At 64.7% G+C, this 22,463-nt stretch carries 23 protein-coding genes; 9 read left to right on the forward strand and 14 right to left on the reverse strand.

The annotated features are described in order from the left end of the window. The first annotated feature begins 4 nt into the window (after positions 1-4). The 3 genes from BMG00_RS03585 (at position 5) to BMG00_RS03595 (ending at position 2,784) form a co-directional block, all read left to right on the forward strand. Positions 5-874 carry a dioxygenase family protein gene (locus tag BMG00_RS03585; protein ID WP_078573403.1) on the forward strand — a complete coding sequence of 290 codons (870 nt, stop codon included), beginning with the start codon at positions 5-7 and terminating at the stop codon, positions 872-874. Positions 875-962: 88 nt separating this feature from the next. Continuing rightward, complete coding sequence (locus BMG00_RS03590) at positions 963-2,144, forward strand: muconate/chloromuconate family cycloisomerase (protein ID WP_078573404.1); 1,182 nt, start codon at positions 963-965, stop codon at positions 2,142-2,144. A 4-nt stretch (positions 2,145-2,148) separates the two neighbouring features. After that, entirely contained in the window at positions 2,149-2,784 is a 636-nt protein-coding gene (locus BMG00_RS03595; RefSeq protein WP_078573405.1) for a glutathione S-transferase N-terminal domain-containing protein, read from the forward strand. A gap of 27 nt (positions 2,785-2,811) precedes the next feature. On the opposite strand, the gene BMG00_RS03600 is transcribed toward BMG00_RS03595, so the two are convergent. The 6 genes from BMG00_RS03600 to BMG00_RS03625 form a co-directional block, all read right to left on the reverse strand. Further along, complete coding sequence (locus tag BMG00_RS03600; protein ID WP_078528822.1) at positions 2,812-3,699, reverse strand: LysR family transcriptional regulator; 888 nt, start codon at positions 3,697-3,699, stop codon at positions 2,812-2,814. Between the two features lie 115 nt (positions 3,700-3,814). Next, positions 3,815-4,684 (reverse strand): transporter, encoded by an 870-nt coding sequence (locus BMG00_RS03605; RefSeq protein WP_078573406.1) that lies wholly within the window; start codon positions 4,682-4,684, stop codon positions 3,815-3,817. A 115-nt stretch (positions 4,685-4,799) separates the two neighbouring features. Further along, positions 4,800-5,861 (reverse strand): 4-hydroxy-2-oxovalerate aldolase, encoded by a 1,062-nt coding sequence (gene dmpG / locus BMG00_RS03610; RefSeq protein ID WP_078573407.1) that lies wholly within the window; start codon positions 5,859-5,861, stop codon positions 4,800-4,802. Further along, entirely contained in the window at positions 5,858-6,775 is a 918-nt protein-coding gene (locus tag BMG00_RS03615) for an acetaldehyde dehydrogenase (acetylating) (protein ID WP_078574239.1), read from the reverse strand. Before BMG00_RS03615 ends, dmpG begins: the two co-directional genes overlap by 4 nt. 22 nt (positions 6,776-6,797) lie before the next feature. Next, positions 6,798-7,604, reverse strand: a complete 807-nt coding sequence (gene dmpH / locus BMG00_RS03620) for a 2-oxo-3-hexenedioate decarboxylase (protein ID WP_078573408.1) — start codon at positions 7,602-7,604, stop codon at positions 6,798-6,800. Next, positions 7,601-8,401, reverse strand: a complete 801-nt coding sequence (locus BMG00_RS03625) for a fumarylacetoacetate hydrolase family protein (RefSeq protein ID WP_281251058.1) — start codon at positions 8,399-8,401, stop codon at positions 7,601-7,603. Before BMG00_RS03625 ends, dmpH begins: the two co-directional genes overlap by 4 nt. Before the next feature lie 249 nt (positions 8,402-8,650). Between BMG00_RS03625 and BMG00_RS03630 the strand changes: the two genes are divergently transcribed. The 5 genes from BMG00_RS03630 to pcaD all read left to right on the forward strand — a co-directional run bounded on the left by BMG00_RS03630 (position 8,651) and on the right by pcaD (position 13,622). Next, positions 8,651-10,117: a 2-hydroxymuconic semialdehyde dehydrogenase gene (locus BMG00_RS03630; RefSeq protein WP_078573409.1), complete on the forward strand. Its 1,467-nt coding sequence runs from the start codon at positions 8,651-8,653 to the stop codon at positions 10,115-10,117. A 91-nt stretch (positions 10,118-10,208) separates the two neighbouring features. Beyond that, positions 10,209-11,096: a LysR family transcriptional regulator gene (locus tag BMG00_RS03635; RefSeq protein WP_078528832.1), complete on the forward strand. Its 888-nt coding sequence runs from the start codon at positions 10,209-10,211 to the stop codon at positions 11,094-11,096. Between the two features lie 230 nt (positions 11,097-11,326). Beyond that, complete coding sequence (locus BMG00_RS03640) at positions 11,327-11,587, forward strand: 2-hydroxymuconate tautomerase (RefSeq protein ID WP_078528834.1); 261 nt, start codon at positions 11,327-11,329, stop codon at positions 11,585-11,587. Positions 11,588-11,616: 29 nt separating this feature from the next. Continuing rightward, entirely contained in the window at positions 11,617-12,630 is a 1,014-nt protein-coding gene (locus BMG00_RS03645; protein WP_078528836.1) for a catechol 2,3-dioxygenase, read from the forward strand. 209 nt (positions 12,631-12,839) lie between these two features. Beyond that, positions 12,840-13,622 (forward strand): 3-oxoadipate enol-lactonase, encoded by a 783-nt coding sequence (pcaD, locus tag BMG00_RS03650; protein ID WP_078573410.1) that lies wholly within the window; start codon positions 12,840-12,842, stop codon positions 13,620-13,622. A 65-nt stretch (positions 13,623-13,687) separates the two neighbouring features. Here the strand turns inward: pcaD and pcaF are convergent, their stop codons facing one another. From pcaF to BMG00_RS03665, 3 genes are read right to left on the reverse strand one after another with little or no spacing between them, the layout of a single operon-like run. Beyond that, entirely contained in the window at positions 13,688-14,893 is a 1,206-nt protein-coding gene (gene pcaF / locus BMG00_RS03655) for a 3-oxoadipyl-CoA thiolase (RefSeq protein ID WP_078573411.1), read from the reverse strand. A 1-nt stretch (position 14,894) separates the two neighbouring features. Further along, positions 14,895-15,566 carry a 3-oxoacid CoA-transferase subunit B gene (locus BMG00_RS03660; protein WP_078528842.1) on the reverse strand — a complete coding sequence of 224 codons (672 nt, stop codon included), beginning with the start codon at positions 15,564-15,566 and terminating at the stop codon, positions 14,895-14,897. Next, positions 15,563-16,285: a 3-oxoacid CoA-transferase subunit A gene (locus BMG00_RS03665; RefSeq protein ID WP_078573412.1), complete on the reverse strand. Its 723-nt coding sequence runs from the start codon at positions 16,283-16,285 to the stop codon at positions 15,563-15,565. Before BMG00_RS03665 ends, BMG00_RS03660 begins: the two co-directional genes overlap by 4 nt. Before the next feature lie 104 nt (positions 16,286-16,389). Here BMG00_RS03665 and BMG00_RS03670 point away from each other — a divergent pair, with 104 nt between their 5' ends. Beyond that, positions 16,390-17,151: an IclR family transcriptional regulator domain-containing protein gene (locus BMG00_RS03670; RefSeq protein ID WP_078573413.1), complete on the forward strand. Its 762-nt coding sequence runs from the start codon at positions 16,390-16,392 to the stop codon at positions 17,149-17,151. 9 nt (positions 17,152-17,160) lie between these two features. Here BMG00_RS03670 and BMG00_RS03675 read toward each other — a convergent pair whose 3' ends face one another. The 5 genes from BMG00_RS03675 to nikC all read right to left on the reverse strand — a co-directional run bounded on the left by BMG00_RS03675 (position 17,161) and on the right by nikC (position 22,461). Further along, positions 17,161-18,783, reverse strand: coding sequence for an FAD-dependent oxidoreductase (locus BMG00_RS03675; protein WP_078573414.1), 1,623 nt, complete (start codon positions 18,781-18,783; stop codon positions 17,161-17,163). Between the two features lie 124 nt (positions 18,784-18,907). Next, positions 18,908-19,969, reverse strand: a complete 1,062-nt coding sequence (locus tag BMG00_RS03680; protein ID WP_078573415.1) for a dipeptidase — start codon at positions 19,967-19,969, stop codon at positions 18,908-18,910. Next, positions 19,966-20,727, reverse strand: coding sequence for an ABC transporter ATP-binding protein (locus BMG00_RS03685; protein ID WP_078574241.1), 762 nt, complete (start codon positions 20,725-20,727; stop codon positions 19,966-19,968). Before BMG00_RS03685 ends, BMG00_RS03680 begins: the two co-directional genes overlap by 4 nt. 10 nt (positions 20,728-20,737) lie before the next feature. Then, positions 20,738-21,565, reverse strand: a complete 828-nt coding sequence (locus tag BMG00_RS03690) for an ABC transporter ATP-binding protein (protein ID WP_078573416.1) — start codon at positions 21,563-21,565, stop codon at positions 20,738-20,740. After that, positions 21,562-22,461 (reverse strand): nickel transporter permease, encoded by a 900-nt coding sequence (nikC, locus tag BMG00_RS03695; RefSeq protein WP_078529028.1) that lies wholly within the window; start codon positions 22,459-22,461, stop codon positions 21,562-21,564. The genes BMG00_RS03690 and nikC overlap by 4 nt, the downstream gene beginning before the upstream one ends. Between the last annotated feature and the right edge of the window lie 2 nt (positions 22,462-22,463).

Genomic DNA, 22,463 nt, shown 5'->3' on the forward strand with positions numbered 1-22,463 from the left:
AGAAATGCGCAACGTAACCGTTGAAAACGTGACCGATGTGGTCATCGACTCGCTCGGCCAGCACGACAAGATCGGCCCGCGCCAGCGCGAGATCATGGAAAGCCTGATCAAGCATCTGCACGGGTTCTGCAAGGATGTGAACCTGACCCACAAGGAATTCCTCTACGCTTGCGATTACCTCGGCCGCGCCGGAGCGCTGTGCTCGGACAAGCGCCAGGAATTCATCCTGCTGGGCGACATCCTCGGTGTGGAAGTGCTGGTCGACATGCTCTCGAACCCGATCTCCGGCAACGAAACCGTCTCGACCGTGCTCGGCCCGTTCTTCCGCGAAAACGCGCCGGTGATGCCGAAAGGCGCCTCGACGATCCAGAAGCATTTCGACGGTCAGGAAACGGTCTATGTCGAAGGCGTCATCCGGGACAACAAGGGCAACCCGGTTGCGGGCGCGATCATCGACGTCTGGGAAGATGCGCCCAACGGCCTGTATGAGAACCACGATCCTGATCAGCCCGAATACAACCTGCGCGGCCGCTTCGAGAGCGACGAGAACGGTCATTACGCCTTCACCGCGATCCGCCCCGTGCCCTACCCGATCCCCGGCGACGAGACCGCGGGAGAGCTGATCCGCTACATGGGCCATCACTGCATGCGTCCGGGCCACATCCACATGATGGTCACCCGTGAAGGCTACCGCCCGCTGATCTCGCAGATCTACGACGCCGACAGCGACTATCTCGACAACGACTCGGTCTTTGCGGTGAAGGAAGATCTCATCGGCAAGTTCGAGAAAGCTCCCGAAGGCGCTCCGACCGATCTCGTGCTGCGTTTCGACTTCACATTGGCCGATCAGGCCCAGGCCATGGCAGCGGAATAATCCGCGCAAACGAGTATGCTCCGGCGCCGCAGGACGGCGCCGGATTTTCCCTTTGATCACAATTACCTCTTCCCGAAGGACAGATCCGATGAACAAGCCCGGCGTCACGCAACTTGCCCCGCATTTCGAGGCCTCGGATCCGCGGGCCGGACGTCAGATCGCCAGGATCGAAACCATGATCGTCGATTGTCCGACCACCCGGCGCCACAAACTGTCCAACACGGAGATCAATTTTCAGTCCTATGTGATCGTGCGCGTCGAGCTGGCAGACGGCGCCGTTGGCTGGGGTGAGGCATCGACGCTGGGCGGCCCTCGCTGGGCCGAGGAAAGCGTCGAGGCGATGAAGGCCAATATCGACACTTATCTCACCCCGGCGCTGGCGGACGCCAACGCGCTCGATTTCGAACTGAACGCGGCACGGATGGCCAAGGCCGCAAACCGCAACAACGCCGCGCGCGCGGCCGTCGATGCAGCGCTTCACGACGCGGCCGGGCGTTCGCTCGGCCTGCCCGTCTCGGTTCTGATGGGGGGCGCCGTGCGCGACAGGATCGAGGTGATCTGGGCGCTGGCCTCGGGCGATGCCGATCAGGAGATCGAGGAAGCCAACCGGAAATTCGAAGCGCGCGAACATCGTCGCTTCAAGATCAAACTGGGCTTCAATGCGCCCGGTGACGATATGATCCGCCTGCGCAGGATCGTCTCTGCGCTGGAAGGCAAGGCCACCGAGATCGTGGTCGACGTGAACCAGGGCTGGACCGAGGCGACCGCGATCCGCTACCTGCCGCAACTGGCCGAGATGGGCGTGTCGCTCATCGAACAACCCCTGCGCCCCGGTCTGATCGCCGCGACCGCGCGGGTCGCCGCGCGCGCGCCAATCCCCGTCATGGTCGACGAGGCCGCCTTCACCGGCCCCGATATCGTGGCCAACGGGATCGCAGCGGCGGGCTCGGTCTATTCCTTGAAACTGGTGAAATCGGGCGGGCTGAACGAGATCAAGCGCGCCGCCGGTATCGCACAGGCCTGCGGGATGGAGCTTTATGGCGGCTGCCTCATCGAGAGCGGTATCGGCGCGGCGGCGCATCTGGCCGTCTTCTCCACCCTGCCCCGTCTGGAATGGGGCTGCGAGCATTTCGGCCCGAAGATCCTCAAGACCGATCTGACGGGCGGCGAGATCCGCTTCGAGGACTTCCACGTTCATTGCCCGACCGGCCCCGGCCTGGGCATCACGGTCAACGAGGACGTGCTGCAATCTTGCGCGCGCAAGGCCTGAGCCGATGCCGATCCTGCACTGGTCGCCCCGCTCGCCCTATGTCCGCAAAGCGATGGTCGCGCTGCACGAGAAAGGCTTGGCCGACAAGGTCGAGACCGTGCGCACCCATGCCGATCCGATGATCCCGCATGAGGGGCTGATGGCCATCAACCCGTTATCGAAAATTCCGACGCTGGAGCTCGAAGACGGGCGCGTGCTGTTCGACAGCCACGTCGTCTGCGAATGGGCCGATCTGGAAAGCGTCGAGGGCCCGACGCTCTTTCCCGCCGATCCCGGCGCGCGCCTGGAAGCGGAGCGCGACGAGGCGCTTGGGACGGGCCTTCTGGATGTCGCCCTGCCCTGGCTGGTGGAGCTGAAGATGCGCCCCGAGGCGCAACGATCCGCGCAAATGCTCGAGGTCTATCGGACCAAGATGAACAGGGTCGCCGACTGGCTGGAGGGCCACGCCGCGCGGCTGACTGAGCGGCCTTTCGACATTGGCCATATCAGCGTCGGCGTCGCGTTGTGCTATCTTGATTTCCGCTTCGACGCAGAGAATTGGCGCAACGGCCGCCCCGCGCTCGCAAGATGGCACGAGAGCTTCAGCGCACGCCGCTCCGTTCAGGCCACGACATTTCGAGACGATCCGCGCCCGACCTGATCCGCCCCGTCAGCGTTGCAGCACAAGCTACTGTTTGCGCGCGAATTTCCGGGTCACTTCCAGGAAGTGCATCACCTGCGGTGCGCGATTGTCGAGCCGCGCATGTACGGTCAGCCCGGTGCCGGGATTATACCCTTTGTAGGGCCGGAAGATCACGCCGGGCCGCTGGGTGCGCGAGACTGATTGCGGCACGACGGCGATCCCCACACCGACCGAGACGAGGCTGATCGCAGATTGGAAATCCTGCGCCAGATCGACCGCCTTCGGCTTGAAGCCTTCGCGCGCGCAGATATCGAGCACCTTGTCGGCATAGCTGGGGCGGGGTTTGCGCGGATAGAGCACGAAGGTCTGATCGGCCAGATCTGCAAAACGGATCTCCAGCTGCGTCCCGAGCTCGGAATTGTCGGGCAAAGCCAGGATCAACGGCTCTGTGCACAACGGCTCACGCCGAAACTCCTCGTCATCGAGCACAGGCCGCGCGACCGCGATATCGATCTCCCGGCTGATCAGCGCGGTCTGCAATTCGGCGTTGTTCATCGCCGAGAGCTGCAATTCGACCTCCGGATAGAAGGAGCGATAGGATTTGATCAGCGTCGGCAGCACACCATGCGAAGCAGAGCCCACAAAGGCGATGCGCAGACGCCCAGACGCCCCCGAACCCACCATCTTCGTTTCGCGATAGGCCGCGTCGAGACGTTCGAGCAGCTGGCGTGCGTGGTCTTGCAGCACCTCGCCCGCCTGCGTGAGACGGATCTGACTGCGCGAGCGGTCGAACAGCTGAACCTCCAGCTCGGCCTCCAGCGCCGCAATCTGGCGCGACAGCGGCGGCTGCGCGATATCGAGCCGGTTCGCGGCCCGCCCGAAATGCAATTCCTCGGCCACTGCGAGAAAGTATTTCAGTCGCTTGAAGTCCATTCCCATATTCCCTCCCGTTGATACCATATAGGTCATAACGGAGCCCTCCTCACTATCGAAAAAGGTATCAGACAATGCCGGGTGCAACGCAACCGTCGCACCCGGCCGGGAAGGTTCAGAACACCTTCAGCAGGCGTAACTCGGCCACGTAGTCATTCTTGAAGCCACCGTCGACATGCACATCCTTGGCCAGCATCCCCTGAACCTGCAGGGTCGGGCTAACGAAGGTATTGGCGTAGAGGCGCAGCTGGTCGCGCTCGGTGCGCTGGCCGGTATCGACGCCGTTCACCTTGACCTTGCCGCCCCGCTGGGAGGACACGCCGAAGGAAACGGAGGTCTTCTGACCGAATTGCTTGCGCAGATAGGCCTGCACCTGCGGCGCGGGGGAGCGCTCGATCTTGTCACCGTTCTCGGTGTGATCCCTGGTCAGTGCCACGTCCGCGACCATGTCGAGATAGGCGCCGCCGCCAAGCCCCTGGATGAGGCCGATCTGGGGCGTCAGCGTCCAAGTGCCCGAACCCGCGCTGACCTTGGCTGCGTCATAATTTCCCGTGGGCGCGGTGAGAAAGGCGGTGAGGCCCAGTGTCGTGCCGGTCTCGGGGTTCGAAGGCTGCACCGGCCAGACCGAGAAACCCAGCGTCAGATCGCCGATCCCTTGCGCCTTGGGCATATCGGCCCCGCCGATCCGCGCGCTCTCGAACCCCACCACGGGCAAGACCGCCTGATAGAGCGCGGGCATCCCGAAGGCCTGCGAATAATGCAGCCCGCGCAGGACCATCACATTCGCCTCGATCTTCGAGTCCGGCACCTTGCCGCCGCCGATCTCGAAGGTTCCCGAGCTCTGATGCTGGAGATAGAGCAGACCGATATTCGTGCCCGAGGGCATGATCGCGTAATCCCCCGGGGCCACGTCGATCGCATGGGCCGGCATTGCGGCAAGCGTCATCAGCGCGCTCAGAGCGAGCGCGGCGCGTTTCGTCTTCATAGGTTTCCCTCCCTTGTGTTCGCTGATCCGGTCGTTCCGGGCGGCGGGCTCCTCTTCCCGTGGCCTGGTCCGGCTTTCCGCGCGCCTATGGGTCCGGCGCGCGGAAAGGATTTCGTCAGGCGCTCTCCTTCAGCAGGCCGCGTTCGCGCGCCATTGTCATCGCGGTGTCCTGGATCATGTCTTCCTGACCGCCGATCATCTTCTTGCGGCCCAGCTCGACAAGAATATCGCGCGCCGGGATGCCAAAGCGTTCAGCCGCGCGCTTCGCAGGCAGCAGGAAGGTCGAGTAGACCCCGGCAAAGCCCAGCGTCAGGGCCTCGCGGTCGGCGCGGACAACGTGATCCATGAACGGCACCACGACATCCTCGGCCAGATCCATCAGCGCGAAGGTGTCCGAACCGGTCTCGATCTCCATCCGGTCGCAGACCGCAGCCAGCACCTCGATCGGCGCATTGCCCGCGCCCGCACCAAGCCCTGCGAGCGAGGCGTCGATCCGGGTCGCGCCCGCGCCGATCGCGGCGATCGAATTCGCGATACCGAGGCCCAGATTATGGTGGCCATGGAAGCCGATCTCGGTCTCGGGTTTCAGCGCATCGCGCATCATCGAGATCGCGTGGCTGACCTCATGGGTCAGCATCGCGCCCGCCGAGTCGGTGACATAGACGGTGTTCGCGCCGTAGCTCTCCATCAGGAGCGCCTGTTCCGTCAGCCCTTCGGCCGAGTTCAGATGCGACATCATCAGGAAGCCCGAAGCATCCATCCCGAGCTTGCGCGCGAAGGCGATATGCTGCGGCGAGGTGTCGGCCTCGGTGCAATGGGTCGCGACATGGACCGAACGCGCGCCGCACTCAAAGGCCTCTTCGAGTTCCTTCATCGTGCCCAGACCGGGGATCAGCAGCACCGAAATCGTCGCCTGCTTCACAACCTCGGCCACCGCCGAGATATATTCCGCGTTCGAGGCCAGCGCGCGGCCATGCTGGATCGAGTTGCCGCCCAGACCCGCGCCATGGGTGACCTGCATGTAAGGCACGCCCGCCGCATCGAGACCTTTGGCGATCTTGACCATCATCTCGACCGGGATCTGCTCGCGCTTGGCATGCATCCCGTCGCGCAGAGACATGTCGTGCAGTTTGACCTTCAGGCCTTCCATGCCCGATTTCGCTTTTTCATGGGTCATTGTGCCGGCTCCAGTTTCTTGAGTTCCATCGACCCGTCGAGGATTCGTTCGGCGAACATCTCGGCGGTGCGTGCGGCGGCCGCCGTCATGATGTCGAGATTGCCCGCATAGGTCGGCAGGTAGTCGCCAAGCCCCGCGACCTCCATGAAGACCGCGACGCGGTTGCCGTCGAAATCGGGGCCGTTCACCAGCTTGTAGCCGGGGACATAGCGCTGAACCTGCGCGATCATCTCCTTGACGGATTTGGTGATCGCCTCCCTATCCGGCTCGCCATCGACCTCGCAATAGATCGTGTTGCGCATGATCATCGGCGGATCGGCGGGGTTGATGATGGCCAGCGCCTTGCCCTTCTTCGCGCCCCCCACCTTCTCGATCGCGTTCGAGGTGGTGAAGGTGAACTCGTCGAGGTTTGCCCGCGTGCCCGGCCCGATGGATTTCGAGCTGAGCGAAGCGATGATCTCGGCGTATTCGACCGTCTGAACCGCACCCACGGCCGAGACGATCGGGATCGTCGCCTGACCTGCGCAGGAGATCATGTTGACGTTCATCGGCGTGGCCTTGGCCAGATCACCGAGGTTCACCGGCGGCACGCAGAGCGGGCCGATCGCTGCGGGCGTCAGATCGACCATGAACACGCCCAGCTCATTGAGCTTGCGCGAATTTTCCGCATGGACATAGGCCGAGGTCGCGTCGAAGGCGATCTGGATGCAGTCTTCCTCGACATGCGGCAGCAGTCCGTCGACACCCTCATGGGTGACCTTCAGCCCCTTTTCCTTTGCGCGCTTGAGGCCGTCGGAATTGGGGTCGATCCCGACCATCCAGACGGGCTCCAGCACCTCGGAGCGCAGCAGCTTGAACATCAGGTCGGTTCCGATATTGCCCGACCCGATCAGGGCACATTTGATCTTGCGCATCTTCATCCTCCTTGGCTCGGGATCACTCGGTGAAAGTCACCGTGATCGAGCCCATCTCGTAAAATCTCGCGGTAATGGAATCGCCGGGCTTGACGGCCACGGCGGCGGTGATCGCACCGGCCATCACGAAGCTGCCCGCGGGCAGCACCTCCCCCATGTCGTGCAAAACGCCGACCAGCATCGCGATCGCCTCGGCCGGGTGGCCCAGCACCTCGGCGCCCGCGCCGATCTGGGCGATCTCGCCGTTATGCTCCAGCACGACCCCCACCGTGCGCAGATCGAGCGCGTCGGGGCGGATCATCCGCCCGCCCGGCACGAAGCGTGCCGAGCTGGAATTGTCGGCCAGTACCGATTCCAGATCGAACTTGAACCCGGTGAAGCGGCTATCGATCACTTCCAGCGCAGGCTGGACGTAATCGGTTGCGGCCAGTACCTCTTCGCGGGTGACCTTGCCCGACAGTTCCTTGTTGGTGACGAAAGCGATCTCGGCCTCGACCCGCGGGTGGATCATGTCCGACACCGTGATCTTCGAGTTCGCCGGACGCTCCATCGCATCGGTCAGGAAGCCCACGCCGGGGGTCGAGACCCCCATCTGCGCCATTTTCGGTTTCGAGGTCAGGCCCGCTTTCCAACCGATCACCCGCTCGCCCTTCTTCTCCAGATTGCGCCGCAGCGCGGTCTGGACGCGATAGGCGTCGGCGATGGTCAGATCGGGATAATCCTCGGTCAGCTTGCGGATCGGGGTCGCGTAACGCTGCGCGGTCTCGACGCGCTCGGCCATGCGGATGATCGCTTCGTCATCGACGCTCTTCGGTTGATCGAGGCTCATACCATTGCCCTCCCGACAAAACGCATCTCGCACGAGCCGATGCCCGCGATTTCACAGGTGAAATGATCGCCATCACGCACATCCAGCAGCGGCGCCTGCGCGCCCGACAGGATGATCTCCCCGGCCTTCAGCGGGATGCCGAGACGGCCCAACGTATTGGCGAGCCACGCGACCGCCATTACCGGCGAGCCCTGCACCGCAGCCCCTGCCCCGGTGGCGACCACTTCGCCGTTCTTCTCGATCACCATGCCCGCAAGGCTCAGGTCCAGATCGCGCGGATCGGCCTTGGCATCGCCCAGCACGAACACGCCGCAAGAGGCGTTGTCGGCCACGGTGTCCTGGATCTTGATTTTCCAGTCGTCGAAACGGGTATCGACGATCTCGAAACAGGGCGTCACGTAGTCTGTGGCGCGGATCACATCCGTCACCGTCACGCCCGGCCCGATCAGGTCCTCTTTCAGCCGAAAGGCCAGCTCGCCTTCCAGACGCGGCTGCATCAGCGTCGACAGGTCGATCGTCGCGCCGTCCTCGAACAGCATGCGCTTCGTCACCTGCCCGAAATCGGGCTGGTAGACGCCGAGCGCGTCCTGAATGGCACGGCTCGTCAGGCCGATCTTCTTGCCGACCACCTCGTCGCCCGCCGCCAGACGCCGCTCGAGCATCCGCAGCTGGATACGATAGGCGTCTTCGATATCGCTCTCGGGTTCGAGCGCGCTGATCTTCTGGGTCGGTCGGCCCGAGCGCAGCGCCTCGTAAAGCGCATCGCCCAAGCTTTCGATCTTGGTGCTGTCCAGCATGTATCCTCCGTCGCAACCCTCTTCTGCATCGGTCTTGCAAAACCGATGCGGGCCGCCTCAGGGTCAAGGCTAGGACGGTGACGCGATACGCTCCAATACTTTGATGGGCGGGGCTTGATACGGGTTTTGCATCGCCCCTCCGGTTATCATCATGCAAAAACGGTATCGAGCATGGGCCACAAAAGCATTGGCGAGTATCGCGCGGCCTCCTTAGCTTGTCCCGCAAGCGATGTCTTACGGGAGGACGACATGACCACGCACAAGCTCTTCATCGACGGCGAGTATCGCGCCGCGAAATCGGGCAAGACCTTCGACAAGATTTCCCCCTCGACCGGCAAGAAGATCGCCGATGTGCATGAGGCTCTGACCGAGGATGTGAATGACGCGGTGGAAGCTGCGGCGGCGGCACTCGAAGGCCCTTGGGGCAAGATGCCCAAGGGCGAGCGTTGCGACCTGCTGATGAAGCTCGCCGACGCGATCGACGCGCGCAAGGCCGAGTTCATGGAGGCCGAAGTTCAGGATACCGGCCACACGCGCGGTTTCGCCGAGAAGGTCGAGATCCCGCGCGGCGCGGCCAATTTCCGCATCTTCGCGGAGATGCTGAAGAACACCGGCGGCGAGTATTTCCACATGGACACCCATGACGGAACGGGCGCGGCCAATCTTGAGCTGCACCGCCCGAAAGGCGTGATCGGGGTGATCTCGCCCTGGAACGCGCCGTTCCTCCTGATGACGTGGAAAGTCGGCCCGGCGCTGGCCTGCGGCAACACCGTGGTCGTGAAACCGTCCGAGGAAAGCCCCGCCACCGCGACCTTGCTGGGCGAGGTGATGAACGAGGTGGGCATCCCGAAGGGCGTCTATAACGTGATCCACGGCTTCGGCCCGGCAAGCGCGGGCGAGCTGCTGACCCAGCACCCGAAGGTCAACGGCATCACCTTCACCGGCGAGACCCGCACCGGCGAGGCGATCATGAAACAGGCCGCGGTGGGTCTACGCGACGTCTCCTTCGAGCTCGGCGGCAAGAACCCTGCCATCGTCTTCGCCGACGCCGATATGGACAAGGCGATCGAGGTCACGATGCGCTCGTGCTTTGCCAATACCGGGCAGGTCTGCCTCGGCACCGAGCGGATCTATGTCGAACGGCCCGTGTTCGACGAGTTCGTCTCGCGCCTGAAAGCGGGCGCGGAAGGTCTCAAGCAAGGCGGCCCGGATACCGATGGCGCGACCATCGGCCCTCTGATCTCGGCCGAGCATCGCGAGAAGGTACTGAGCTATTACAAGAAGGCCGCCGATCTGGGCGCCACCATCGTCACCGGCGGTGGTGTGCCCGACTTCCCCGAAGGCGATTACCGCAACGGCGGGTTCTTCGTCGAGCCGACGATCTGGACCGGACTTCCTGAAGACAGCCCGATCGTCCAGGAAGAAATCTTCGGCCCCTGCTGTCACATCCAGCCCTTCGACACCGAAGAAGAGGTGATCGCGATGGCCAATGACACGAATTACGGCCTCTCGGCCACGATCCTCACCGAGAACCTCGGTCGCGCGCATCGCGTCGGCGGAAAGATGGAGGTCGGGCTCGTCTGGGTGAATTCGTGGTTCCTGCGCGACCTGCGCACCGCATTCGGTGGTTCGAAGTCGTCGGGCATCGGGCGCGAAGGCGGGGTGCATTCGCTCGAATTCTACACCGAGCGGACGAACCTCTGCCTCAAGCTTTGAGCGTCCTCCCCCGTCTCAACGCTTGCGCGCGCGTCCCGGCTTGCCCGGATCGCGCGCGTTCGCGTAACTGTGAAAGCGGAAAGGGAGAGCCATGAACCTGCGCCAGCTTCGCTATTTCATCGCCGTGGCCGAGGAGCTGCATTTCGGCCGCGCGGCCGAACGGTTGCATGTCTCCCAGCCCCCGATCACGCGCCAGATCCAGGCGCTGGAGGAACAGCTTGGCGCGCAGCTCTTCAACCGCACCCCGCGCGGGGTCGAGCTGACACAGGCAGGCGCGCTGTTTCTCGATGAGGCGCGCAATATCGTGGGGCTGCTCGATCAGGCGGCCGACCGGGTGCACCGGGCCTCCGAAGGCGGTCTGGGACGGCTCGACATCGCGATCTTCGGCACCGCGATCCTCAGTTTCATTCCGCGCATCATCCTCGAATTCAAACGCCGCTATCCGGATGTGAAAGTGGTGATGCATGCGCTCAACAAGACGGCACAGATCGAAGCCTTGCAGAACCGCTCGATCGATCTCGGCTTCAACCGGATGCTGACCCCGGTGCCGGGACTGGCGATCGAGGAACTGGCCTCCGAACCGCTCTACGCCGTCGTTCCCGATCCCGGCCCCCTTGCCGGACGCAGTTCGATGCGGCTATCCGAGCTGTCGCAAGAGCCCATGCTGCTCTTCCCGGCAAGCCGCGCGCAGGGCTTCGTCGAGAAGGTGACGGGGCTGTGCCACGAGGCGGGATTTGCGCCCAATGTCGCGCAGGTCGTGGGTGACGGCTTCACCGCGATGGCGCTCGTCGCGGCCGGTTTCGGGGTTTGTCTGGTGCCAGCCTCGATCACGAGTGTGATTATGGAAGGGGTGAAATGCATCCCGCTCGAGGGGATGGACAAGAGCGCGCGGGTCGACATCTCGTGCATCTATCGCGAAGCTGACCCCTCTCCGATCCTCGCCAATTTCCTCGAAGTGGCGCGCGGCTTAACGCATTGATATAAAATACTTAACGCAAGACCTTCGATCCTCTTGGGAAATTTCGTACCCGCGCCCCGGCGCGGCGCAACACGTTGCGCATAGCCTCAGACACGATGCGCAATAGGTATCGAGACAGGGATCAAATGGTATTTGATTGCATCGCTCCTCTTGCCCAATCTCGACCCATGGGCGCGTTCAGGAGGACCGGATCATCCGGAAAAGAACGCGGGTCAGCGAAGAGGAGCATCATGCCGGTAATTCAGATTCACCTGATGGAAGGCCGCACCGAGGCGCAGAAGGAAGCGCTCATGCGTGAAGTCACGCGCGCAGCCGTCGATACGCTCGGCGTCAAACCGGAATCGGTGCGCATCCTTCTTCAGGAACTCCGTTCGGGCCATTTCGCGGTCGCGGGCGAACCGAAATATGTCGAGGAGGCGGGCAAGCGCGCCGGGTCGTCCTCGAATGGAACGGGTCAGGCCAACGGGCACGAGAACGCCACGGCCAATTGAGCCAAGCAGAACAGCTTTAGGGAGGAACCATGAGCTTTCAGGAACAAATCCACGACGTCGCGCAGCTTGCCTGCGTTGAACTTTTCACCCCCAAATTCGAGGAGAGCTTCTGGTTCTTCCACGACGTGCTGGGCATGACCCCAACCGAGGATGACGGCAAGTCCTGCTATCTGCGCGGCTACGAGGATCGCTACCACCATTCGCTGAAACTGACCCGTTCGGACAAGGCCGGGATCGGCATGGTGGGCTGGCGTGCGTCCTCGCCGCAGGCACTCGAGCGCCGCGTGGCGGCCATCGAGGCGTCGGGCAGCCCCGGCAAATGGGTCGAGGGCCACAAGGGCTATGGCAAGGCTTACGAGTTCACCACGCCTGACGGCCACAAGCAGCACCTGTTCTGGGAGGTCGAGTATTACGAAGCCCCGGCGGAGATGAAATCGAAGCTGCTCTCGCGCGCCCAGAAGCGCCCCCTACGCGGCGTGCCGGTGCGCCGCCTTGACCACGTCAACCTGCTCTGCTCGGACGTGACCAAGAACGGCAAATTCCTTCAGGACAATCTCGGCTTCCTGAAGCGTGAAAACGTGGTCTTCGGTGGTCAGGACGAACTCGCTGCCTGGTTCTCAGTCAGCCCGCTCGTTCATGAAGTGGCCTTCACCAAGGATCAGGCCGGTCCGGGCAACCGCCTGCACCATGTGGCCTTCTGGTACGGCAATCAGGGGCAGATGCTCGATCTCGCCGACATCTTGCAGGAATACGATGTCACCATCGAGGCTGGCCCGGCCAAGCACGGCGTGTCGCAGGCTTACTTCATGTATGTCTACGAGCCCGGCGGCAACCGCATCGAGCTCTTCGGTGACACCGGCTACCTGATCTTCGACCCGGACTGGAAGACCCTGACCTGGGACGAGAGCAACTTCTTCAACGGTGGCGGCGTCTGGTTCGGCGGCGAGCTTCCGCAGGACTTCTTCGTCTACGGCACTCCGATCGTCGAGGCCGCCATGGCCGAGGCCGAGGAGACGGGAGCAGTCACCGAACCCGCCGAGTAATTCCCCTCAGTCCCCCGGAAACTGGCCACCTCTTCGTGAGGTGGCCTTTTTCGTTTGCCTGCGGCTGCCCACGGGGCTGATTGCCCCTGCGCCGGGAGAAACGCGCTGTCGTCATCTGAGGTATCATGCCGGTAAGCCCTGATACCCTCAGGGTATGTTCCCTTTCTCACGGTTTGCGCGCTACAACTGCCGCAAAGAGGGAGGCATTCATGCAGTCAGTAAGCCATTGCGGTGTAACGCTCCACATTCGCGATGAGGGTCCGCGCGACGGGCGCGTCGTGATGTTCGGCAATTCTCTGGGCAGCGATCTGCGGCTCTGGGAAGGGCTGATCCCCCTACTCCCCGAGGGGCTGCGGCTGGTTCGTTTCGACAAGCGCGGGCATGGGCTCTCGGATTGCCCTCCGGGGCCGTATTCGATCGAAGACCTTTCGGGCGATGCGGCCGCGATCTGCGACGCGCTGGAGCTGCGCGACGTGACCTTCGTGGGTCTCTCGATCGGCGGGCTGATCGGACAGAGCCTCGCCGCACGCCGCCCCGATCTTCTGCGCGCACTGGTGCTGATGGATACGGGCGCCAGGATCGGCGCACCCGATATGTGGCAACAGCGGATCGACGCGGTACGGCGCGACGGCATCGCGAGCATCTCCGATGCAATCCTCGCGCGCTGGTTCGCGCCCGGGTTTGAGAAAGCCACCCCCACCACATTCGCGCTGTGCCGCAACATGCTCGAACGCGGGCCGGATGAAGGTTACGCGGGCTGTTGCGCGGCAATTGCCGGGGCCGACCTGACCGAGAGCACGGCCAAACTCACGCTACCCGTCATGGCGATGGCAGGGGCGCAAGATGCCTCGACCCCGCCCGATCTGGTGCGCGCCACGGCGGCCCTGTGCGGGGCGGAGTTTCACGCGATCGCGGATGCGGGCCACCTGCCCTGCGTCGAAAAACCCGAGGTTGTCGCGGCGCTGCTGAAAGACTTTCTGGGCAGAACCTGAGCGGGCAGGCACCCGCTCAGGGTTTTGTGCCGGGGGGCGTCACCGCGCTTTGGCGGCGGCCCCGCTCACACCGCTTCGAGTGCGATGGCGATGCCCTGCCCGACGCCGATGCACATCGTGGCGAGCGCCCGGCTCCCCTTGCGTCGCACCAGCTCCAGCGCCGCCGTGCCGGTGATGCGCGCCCCCGACATGCCCAAGGGATGCCCCAGGGCGATCGCGCCGCCGTTCGGATTGACGCGCGGATCATCATCGGCGATGCCGAGATCGCGCAGTGTCGCCAGTCCCTGGCTTGCGAAGGCCTCGTTCAGCTCGATCACGTCGAAGGCGTCTTGCGTAAGCCCCAACCGCGCCATCAGCTTTTTAGACGCAGGTGCAGGGCCGAACCCCATGATCCGCGGCGCCACGCCAGCCGCCGCCCCGCCCGAGATCTTCACCAGCGGGGTCAGCCCATGCGCCTTCACCGCCGCCTCCGAGGCTATGATCAGCGCCGCTGCGCCATCATTCACGCCCGACGCATTGCCCGCCGTGACCGTACCGTCAGGCCGCACGATGGGCCGCAGCTTCGCCAGCGCCTCGAGCGTGGTGCCACCGCGCGGATGCTCGTCAGTATCCACGACCACCGGATCGCCCTTGCGCTGCGCGATCGTCACCGGCGTGATCTCCGAAGCCAGACGGCCTTCGCTCATTGCCGCCGCAGCACGGTCCTGCGAGCGCAGCGCGAAAGCGTCCTGATCTTCGCGGCTGACGCCGAAATCATCGGCCACGTTCTCCGCCGTCTCGGGCATCGAGTCGACGCCATGCATCTCCTTCATCAGCTTGTTCACGAAACGCCAGCCGATCGTCGTGTCATAGACCGCATTGGAGCGACTGTAGGCGGCCTCGGCCTTCGGCATCACGAAGGGCGCGCGGCTCATGCTCTCGACGCCGCCCGCGATCACCAGATCGGCCTCGCCCGCCTTGACCGCGCGCGCCGCCGTCAGGATCGCATCCATCCCCGAGCCACAAAGCCGGTTGATCGTGGTTCCCGGCACCGCCACGGGAAGCCCCGCGAGCAGCGCCGACATGCGCGCCACGTTGCGGTTGTCTTCCCCCGCCTGGTTCGCACAGCCGAAGATAACGTCATCGACCGCCTCCCAATCGACACCCGAATTGCGCGCCATCAGCGCGCGCAGCGGGATCGCCCCGAGATCATCGGCACGCACCGAGGCCAGCGCGCCGCCGAAACGGCCGATCGGGGTTCGAATGTAGTCGCAGATATAAGCGTCACGCATGTCAGAGCTCCGGACAGATCAGGTCTTCCACCGGGGCTGTCACGTGCAGCTTCGCCCCGGTGAGATTTTGCAGGTTTTCCATCGTGATCGCGGGCAGCTTCTCGCGCAGCACGAAGCGCCCGCCTTCGATGTCGATCACGGCAAGCGAGCTGTAGACCCGCGTCACGCAACCCACGCCGGTCAGCGGCAGCGAGCAGCGCTCGACGAGTTTCGGCTGCCCCTTCTTGGTGACGTGATCGGTGATCACCGCGACCCGCTTGGCCCCGTGCACCAGATCCATCGCGCCGCCCACCGCCGGAACGCCCTTGGGCCCCGTCGACCAGTTCGCGAGATCGCCCGTCTCGGCCACCTCGTAAGCCCCGAGGATCGCGACATCGAGATGCCCCCCGCGGACCATCGCGAAACTGTCTGCATGGTGGAAGAACGCGGTGCCGGGCTTGAGCGTGATCGCCTTCTTGCCAGCGTTGATCAGATCCCAATCCTCTTCGCCGGGCTCGGGGGCGCCGCCAAATCCCAGAACGCCGTTCTCGGTGTGAAAGATCGCCTCGCGGCCCGGCGGCTGGAAGCGCGCGACCATCTCGGGAAAGCCGATCCCGAGGTTCACATAGGCGCCGTCCGCGATATCCTGCGCGGCGCGCCAGGCGATCTGTGCATTGCTCAGTTTCTCGGTCATGGGTGATGGGCTCCGGCGCGGTTCAGCTCTTCTTCCTGGGCGGGATTGGCGACCTCGATGATCGCATCCACGAAGATGCCCGGGGTGACGATATGTTCGGGATCGATGGCGCCTGGCTCGACAGCATGGCTCACCTGAACCACCGTCCTCGCGGCTGCGCTCGCCATCAGCGGCGAGAAATTGCGCGCCGCCATCCGATAGGTGAGATTGCCCAGGGCATCGCCCAGCTCGGCCTTGATCAGCGCGTGATCGGCCTTTAGCCAGCGCTCCATGACGTAGTCGCGCCCCTCGAACTGCTGCACTGGCTTTCCCTCGGCCAGTTCGGTACCGACGGAGGTCGGCGTGAAGAAAGCCGGGATACCCGCGCCACCCGCGCGGATCCGCTCGGCCAGCGTGCCCTGCGGCACCAACTCCAGCTCGATTTCACCCGCGAGATAGGCCTGGGTGAACACCGTCGGATCGGCCGAGCGCGGGAAAGAGCAGATCATCTTCTTGACCATGCCCTGTTCGATCATCGCGGCGATGCCGACATGGCCGTTGCCTGCGTTGTTGTTGATCACGGTCAGCCCCTTGGGCGATCCGGTCTCGATGAAGCGGTCGATCAGGGCGTGGATCAGTTCGATCGGCGCGCCCGAGCCGCCAAAGCCGCCGATCATCACCGTGGCGCCATCCTGGATGTCGGCCACGGCCTCGATCAGCGAGGAAAGTCTCTTGTCCATATGCGGTCCTCCTGCGGCTTTCGATCTAGACCCGCCTGGAAAACGCTTCCACGGATTTCGTGCGCATATTGACATTTGTTCATATCGCGCAAAAACCTGTTCGCATGTTGAACAAACCGACCGATTTCATCGCCTCCTTCGCCAAGGGCCTGCGCGTCATCGAATGTTTCGGGGCAGAGACACCCCGGCTGTCCATCGCCGAGGTTGCGCAAGCCACGGGCTTCGACCGGGCCACCGCGCGGCGCTGCCTGCTGACGCTGCATGCCGAGGGCTATGCCGATTACGATGGGAAGTTCTTCACGCTGACGCCGAAGGTCCTGCGGCTTGGCATGGGGGCGCTGGCCTCGCTGCCGCTGCCGCAGGTGGTGCAGCCCTGGCTCGATCAGCTGACCGACCGGATCGGGCAAAGCTGCTCTGTCTCGATCCTCGACGGGACCGAGATCGTCTATCTCGCCCGCGCGGCCCAACGCCGGGTAATGTCGATCGGGCTGATGCCGGGATCGCGCCTGCCGGCTCATTGCACCTCGATGGGGCGCGTTCTGCTGGCCGCGCTCCCCGAAGATGAGGCCCGCGCCCGTATCGCCGCCTCGGACCTCACGCCGCGCACGAGCTTCAGCCTGACCGACCCCGAGGAGATCATGGCACGGATCACGCAGGTCCGCCGGGACGGTTTCGCCGTGATCGATCAGGAGGTGGAGATCGGCCTGCGCTCGCTCGCCGTGCCGCTTTACGACACGTATGGCCGGATTATCGCCGCGCTCAATACCGGCCTCGCGGCAAGTGCCGAGCCTGCCGGGACGTTGGTCGAGACCTACCTGCCCGAACTGCACCGCGTTCAAGCAGGGCTGCGCCGGGTGCTGCGCTAGAGGGGCGCGTCAGCCCTCCTTGTCCGAGCCCGCGCCGGGCAGTTCGACCCCGTGCTTTTCCATATAGGGGCGGAAATAGTCGCGGAAGGCCTCGAACCCCTCAGCCAGCATCAGGAATTCCTGCCGGTTCATCACCAGAACCTTGCTGTCCTCGACCGCGCGCACCGTGGTGCGCCGCCGGGTCGCGCCAAGGATGAGACGCTCGCCAAAGTGATCGCCGGGGCCAAGCCGACGGGTCACGGTCTCGCCGGTCGCGGGATCGGTGCGGTCCATCTCGAGCGCACCCGAGATCACCGTGTAGAACCCGTCCGAGCGGTCGCCCTCGTTATAGATCCGGTCGCCCGCGCGGAAATAGACGTAACGCATCGGCGGCTTGCGATAGCTGCGCAGCTGCACGAGGCTGCGCGCACCCAGCATGTCGAGCGTCCAGTTCAGCATCACCCGAACCTTCGTTCCCAGCCCCGGCAACAACGCGAGATAATAGGCGCGCCAGACGACCCATGCCGGGAAGCCCTTGAGCTTGAAGCCCATCAGGTCGGCCACGCCGCGCCGTGCGCCCAGCGAAGCCAGCGCCCCGCGCGAGCGATAGGCGAAGGGCTCGGGCGCGCGCCCGCCCAGAACCGCCTCGATATTGCGCGCTACGCGGTCGGCCTCGCGCACCGCGAATTGCGCGGTCGGCGGGGCGAAATCATTACGCTCGCTCGCGCCTTCCTTCATCGGGATCAAGGCGCAATCGCCCAGCGCCCAGACATCCTCGCGTCCCTCGACACGCAGGTTGCGCTCGACCTTGAGCCGCCCGTGTTGCAGCGGCAGCCCCATACGCAGCACGACCGGCAACGGCGCATTGCCGATGGTCGCGACGATGGTGCGCGTGTCGATCACCTCGTCCTTGTTGGTCACCAGCTGGCGATGCGTGCAGCTTTTCACCCCGGTTTCGAGCATCAGCTCGATCCCGTGCTTTTGCAGGTGCTTGGCCGCGTAATCGGCCAGTTCCTGCGGCATCTCGCCAAGAATGCGCGGCGCGAACTCGACAAGTTTCACCCGGACCTCCTCGGGGGAGATCTTGGGATAGAAGGGCAGCGAGCGGTCGATCAGCTCCTTCATCTCGCCCACGGTCTCGACGCCTGAGAACCCCGCGCCGATCACGGTGAAGGTCAGCGCGCCGCGCTTGGTATCGGGCAGGTTGGTCACCTGCGCATGTTCGAGCTGCTCGATGACATGGATGTGCAACCGCCGCGCATCTTCGAGCGTCTTCATCTTCAGCGCATGTTCCTCGAGCCCCGGCATGCGCGAGAAATCCGTGCCCTGCCCCAGCGCGATCACCAGGTGATCGTAAGGCACCTCGGTCGGGCGGCGCTGGATGCCCTGAAAGACGATCACCGCCTTGCGGGCGAAATCGACGCTGTCGACCACCGCCTTGCGCACGGTGACGTCCTTGAGGATGAAGCGCAGCGGCGAGACGGCATGGGCGGGCGTGATCGACCCCGCGCCGACTTCGGGCAGGAGCGGCTGGAATACGAAGTAATTCTCGGCATTGACCAGCTCGACCTCGACTTCCGCGCCAAGCCGGCGTCGCAGCGCCCGCGCCGTATACATGCCGCCGAACCCGCCGCCCAGAACCACGATCCGCATCTGTCCCTCATCGTCGCTGCTTCTGCCTCGCAGCTTATCCAAGGCGCGCCGGACCGCTACCGCAAATCGCCGGTCGGGCGCTTTCGACGCAGCCTCCGCCTTGCGACGGGGGGCAAGGGGAGTCTCAGCCGCCCCAGGTCCGTTCGAGAGCCGCGAGCCAGTTGCCATGCGCGAGCTTCTCGATCAGCGCCGCGTCATAGCCATGGCCGCGCATCGCCTCGATCAGGCGCGGCAGCCCCGCCGCATCGCCCAGATCGGGCGGGATCGCCGCGCCGTCGAAATCCGAACCGAGCCCGACACGGCCCTCGCCCAGTTTATCGATCAGGTAATCGAGATGGCGCAGCATCGGGTCGAAGCCTTCGAAGGGCTCTCCCTTGCCGTCCTCGCGCAGAAAGCCGAGCGCATAGTTCAGCCCGACCATGCCATCACTCTCACGGATCATCGCGAGTTGCCGGTCGGTGAGGTTGCGCGACGAGGGGCACAGCGCATGCACGTTGGAATGGGTGGCGACCAGCGGTGCATCCGACAGCGCCGCGACATCGTCGAAGCCCTTCTCGTTGAGATGGCTCAGATCGATCATGATCTTCAGCCGGTTGCATTCCGCCACCAGCCGCTTGCCCGCCTCGGTCAACCCGTCGCCGGTATCGGGCGCGGAGGGATAAGCGAAGGGCACGCCATGGCCAAAAGCCGTCGGGCGCGACCAGACCGGCCCGAGCGAGCGCAGCCCCATCGCGTGCCAGACATGCAGCGCATCGAGATCAGGCCCGATCGGCTCTGCCCCCTCGAAATGCAGGATCGCGGCGATCTTGCCTTCCGCCATCGCGGCCCGGATCTCGGCGACCGAGCGGCAGATCTTCAGGTTGCCCTCGCGCTCCATCCACATCAGATGGCCGACCATCTTCATCGCGACCGGCAGCGCATCCTCGAAGGGGATCGCCTCGGGTAGCGGCAGCGAAAAGGGCGGGTTGCGCATGATTGCGTCGAAATCGGGATCGTCATGGGCGACCGGAGAGGGGATATAGACCGCGAAGAACCCGCCCGCGAAGCCGCCCGCGCGCATCCGGGGCAGGTCAAGCTGGCCCTGCCCGGTGTCGCTCAGCCAGGTCGTCTCGCGCGCCTCGGGATCGCGCAGCAGGCGCAGCAGAAAATCATTGTGGCCGTCGAAAACCGGGACCGGGGCGCTCATGCGGGTTCATCCTCTCTCGTGTAGCCCGCCGACGCTTTCAAGAGCTTGCGGGTGTAATCGGTTTCGGCGCGGTGGCTGCGCAGATCGGCGCGGGTGAGTTCCTCCACCGCCAGCCCGTGCTCCATCACCACGAGCCGCTCGCACATATGCGAAATGACGGCGAGGTCATGGGAGACCATGACATAGGTCAGCCCGCGCTCGGCGCGCAGCCGGTCGAGCAGGTTCAGCACCTCCGCCTGGATCGAGGCGTCGAGCGCCGAGGTCGGCTCGTCGAGCAGAAGGATCTGCGGCTCGAGGATCAGCGCGCGCGCCACCGCGATCCGCTGGCGCTGGCCGCCCGAAAGCTGGTGCGGGTAGCGAAAGCGGAACCCCTGCCCCAGCCCCACTTCCTCGAGCGCCTGCGCGATGCGTTCGTCGCGCCGGTCGAAGCCCTGGATCGAGAGCGGCTCGGAGAGCACCGAGTCGATTGTGTGACGCGGATGGAGCGAGGCATAGGGGTCCTGAAACACCATCTGCACCCGGCGGTAGAAGTCGGGCGTGCGCGGCGCGGGGATATCCACCCCGTCAAGCGTCACCCTGCCGCCCGAAACCGGCGCGAGCCCGCAGATCGCGCGCAGCACCGTCGATTTGCCCGACCCGGATTCCCCGACGATGCCGTAGCTTTCGCCCTGCTGGACGTTGAAACTCACCCCGCGCACCGCGCGCACCTCGTCGGTGCCAAAGGCGAAGGTCACTTCGAGATTGTCGACACTCAGCATATCGCCCCCCTCAATCAGCCCATGCCGCATCGCGGTCGAGCGTGGGCAGCGGGTGGCGGTCCTCGTCGATCTGCGGCAGGCAATTCAGAAGCCCCTGCGTGTAGGGATGTTGCGCCTGGTGCAGCTCGGAGGCTTTCAGCTCCTCGACCACGCGGCCCGCATACATCACCAGCACCCGGTCGCAGAAGGAACTCACCAGCCGCAGGTCGTGCGAGATGAAGATCAGCCCCATCCCCTGTTCGCTCACCAGCTTGTCGAGGATGCGCAGCACCTCGATCTGGATCGTCACGTCGAGCGCCGAAGTCGGCTCGTCCGCGATCAGGAGGTCCGGCTCGGAGACCAGCATCATCGCGATCATTACGCGCTGCCCCATGCCGCCCGACAGCTCGTGGGGATAGGCGCGGAACACCCGCTCGGGGTCGCGGATCTGCACCGCATCGAGCATCTGCAACGCCTTCTCGCGCGCGGCCGCCCGCCCCGCCCCGTGGGTGCGCAGCACCTCCATCAGCTGTTTGCCCACCGGCATCACCGGGTTGAGCGAGAATTTCGGGTCCTGCATCACCATCGACATGCGCTTGCCGCGCAGGCCGCGCCATTGCTTGGCCGAGAGGCTGCGCAGGTCCGTCCGGTCGAAGCTGAGCCGGTCCGCCGTTGCCGCGCCCGGCGGCGGCGTCAGCCCGAGGATCGCCCGCCCGGTCTGGGACTTGCCCGAACCGCTCTCGCCGACGATCCCGAGGCGCTCCCGCCCAAGGGTGAAACTTACGCCGCGCACGACCTCGGCCGGCCCCTTGCGGGTCGGAAAGGTGACGCGGAGATTTTCGACTTCGAGCAGGCTCATTTCTGCCTCTTCGGATCAAGAACGTCGCGCAGGCCGTCACCCAGCAGGTTGAAGCCGAGCGAGACAGTGAAGATGGCGAGGCCCGGCATCGTGGCGACCCACCAGTAATCGACGAGGAAATTGCGCCCGCCCGCGATCATCGCGCCCCATTCGGGCTGGGGCGGCTGCGCGCCGAGGCCCAGAAAACCCAGACCGGCCGCCGTCAGGATGATCCCCGCCATGTCGAGCGTCACCCGCACGATCACCGAGGACATGCACAGCGGCACGATATGTTTCCAGATGATGCGCGCCGAGGACGCGCCCTGCAGCTTGGTCGCGGCGATGAAATCCGAATTGCGGATCGTCAGCGTCTCGGCGCGGGCAAGGCGGGCATAGGGCGGCCAGGCGGTGATCGAGATCGCGATGATCGCGTTTTCGATGCCCGGACCCAGCGCCGCGACGAAAGCCAGCGCAAGGATCAGCTTCGGGAAGGCCAGCACGATATCGGTGAAGCGCATCAGCACCGTGTCGACCCAGCCGCCGAAATAGCCCGCCGTGGTGCCCACCAGAAGCCCCACCGGGGTCGCGATCACCGCGACCAGCGCCACCACCGCCAGCGTGATCCGTGAACCGTAGATCAGCCGCGAGAGGATGTCGCGCCCCTGATCATCCGTGCCGAGCCAATAGCCCTCCGTCAGCGGCGGCAGCAGACGGGTGGTGTTGAGATCGCCCACCAGCGGATCATGCGGCGCCAGCCAGGGCGCGAAGACCGCCAGCAGCACCAGCACCAGCACGATGAGAAAGCCGAACATCGCCAGCCCGTTGGTGCGGAAATCGAGCCAGGTCCGATAGGCCTGCCCCAGCCGTGCCTGCCGGCGCGATACGGGTTGGTCGCTGAGGAGCCACTCGCGGGTCATGC

The sequence above is a fragment of the Thioclava marina genome, assembly GCF_002020135.1.
In the GTDB taxonomy this organism is placed as follows: domain Bacteria; phylum Pseudomonadota; class Alphaproteobacteria; order Rhodobacterales; family Rhodobacteraceae; genus Thioclava; species Thioclava marina.

Bases quoted from the DNA above. Each gene is read 5' to 3' on its own strand.
- BMG00_RS03690 (WP_078573416.1), bottom strand. From the start codon at position 21,565: ATGAGCCTGCTCGAAGTCGAAAATCTCCGCGTCACCTTTCCGACCCGC.
- BMG00_RS03665 (WP_078573412.1), bottom strand. From the start codon at position 16,285: ATGGACAAGAGACTTTCCTCGCTGATCGAGGCCGTGGCCGACATCCAG.
- BMG00_RS03675 (WP_078573414.1), bottom strand. From the start codon at position 18,783: ATGCGGATCGTGGTTCTGGGCGGCGGGTTCGGCGGCATGTATACGGCG.
- BMG00_RS03640 (WP_078528834.1), top strand. From the start codon at position 11,327: ATGCCGGTAATTCAGATTCACCTGATGGAAGGCCGCACCGAGGCGCAG.
- BMG00_RS03680 (WP_078573415.1), bottom strand. From the start codon at position 19,969: ATGAGCGCCCCGGTCCCGGTTTTCGACGGCCACAATGATTTTCTGCTG.
- BMG00_RS03630 (WP_078573409.1), top strand. From the start codon at position 8,651: ATGACCACGCACAAGCTCTTCATCGACGGCGAGTATCGCGCCGCGAAA.
- BMG00_RS03625 (WP_281251058.1), bottom strand. From the start codon at position 8,401: ATGCTGGACAGCACCAAGATCGAAAGCTTGGGCGATGCGCTTTACGAG.
- BMG00_RS03660 (WP_078528842.1), bottom strand. From the start codon at position 15,566: ATGACCGAGAAACTGAGCAATGCACAGATCGCCTGGCGCGCCGCGCAG.
- BMG00_RS03685 (WP_078574241.1), bottom strand. From the start codon at position 20,727: ATGCTGAGTGTCGACAATCTCGAAGTGACCTTCGCCTTTGGCACCGAC.
- pcaF (WP_078573411.1), bottom strand. From the start codon at position 14,893: ATGCGTGACGCTTATATCTGCGACTACATTCGAACCCCGATCGGCCGT.
- BMG00_RS03605 (WP_078573406.1), bottom strand. From the start codon at position 4,684: ATGAAGACGAAACGCGCCGCGCTCGCTCTGAGCGCGCTGATGACGCTT.
- nikC (WP_078529028.1), bottom strand. From the start codon at position 22,461: ATGACCCGCGAGTGGCTCCTCAGCGACCAACCCGTATCGCGCCGGCAG.
- pcaD (WP_078573410.1), top strand. From the start codon at position 12,840: ATGCAGTCAGTAAGCCATTGCGGTGTAACGCTCCACATTCGCGATGAG.
- BMG00_RS03600 (WP_078528822.1), bottom strand. From the start codon at position 3,699: ATGGACTTCAAGCGACTGAAATACTTTCTCGCAGTGGCCGAGGAATTG.
- BMG00_RS03595 (WP_078573405.1), top strand. From the start codon at position 2,149: ATGCCGATCCTGCACTGGTCGCCCCGCTCGCCCTATGTCCGCAAAGCG.
- dmpH (WP_078573408.1), bottom strand. From the start codon at position 7,604: ATGAGCCTCGATCAACCGAAGAGCGTCGATGACGAAGCGATCATCCGC.
- BMG00_RS03670 (WP_078573413.1), top strand. From the start codon at position 16,390: ATGTTGAACAAACCGACCGATTTCATCGCCTCCTTCGCCAAGGGCCTG.
- BMG00_RS03615 (WP_078574239.1), bottom strand. From the start codon at position 6,775: ATGCGCAAGATCAAATGTGCCCTGATCGGGTCGGGCAATATCGGAACC.
- BMG00_RS03585 (WP_078573403.1), top strand. From the start codon at position 5: ATGCGCAACGTAACCGTTGAAAACGTGACCGATGTGGTCATCGACTCG.
- dmpG (WP_078573407.1), bottom strand. From the start codon at position 5,861: ATGACCCATGAAAAAGCGAAATCGGGCATGGAAGGCCTGAAGGTCAAA.
- BMG00_RS03635 (WP_078528832.1), top strand. From the start codon at position 10,209: ATGAACCTGCGCCAGCTTCGCTATTTCATCGCCGTGGCCGAGGAGCTG.
- BMG00_RS03645 (WP_078528836.1), top strand. From the start codon at position 11,617: ATGAGCTTTCAGGAACAAATCCACGACGTCGCGCAGCTTGCCTGCGTT.
- BMG00_RS03590 (WP_078573404.1), top strand. From the start codon at position 963: ATGAACAAGCCCGGCGTCACGCAACTTGCCCCGCATTTCGAGGCCTCG.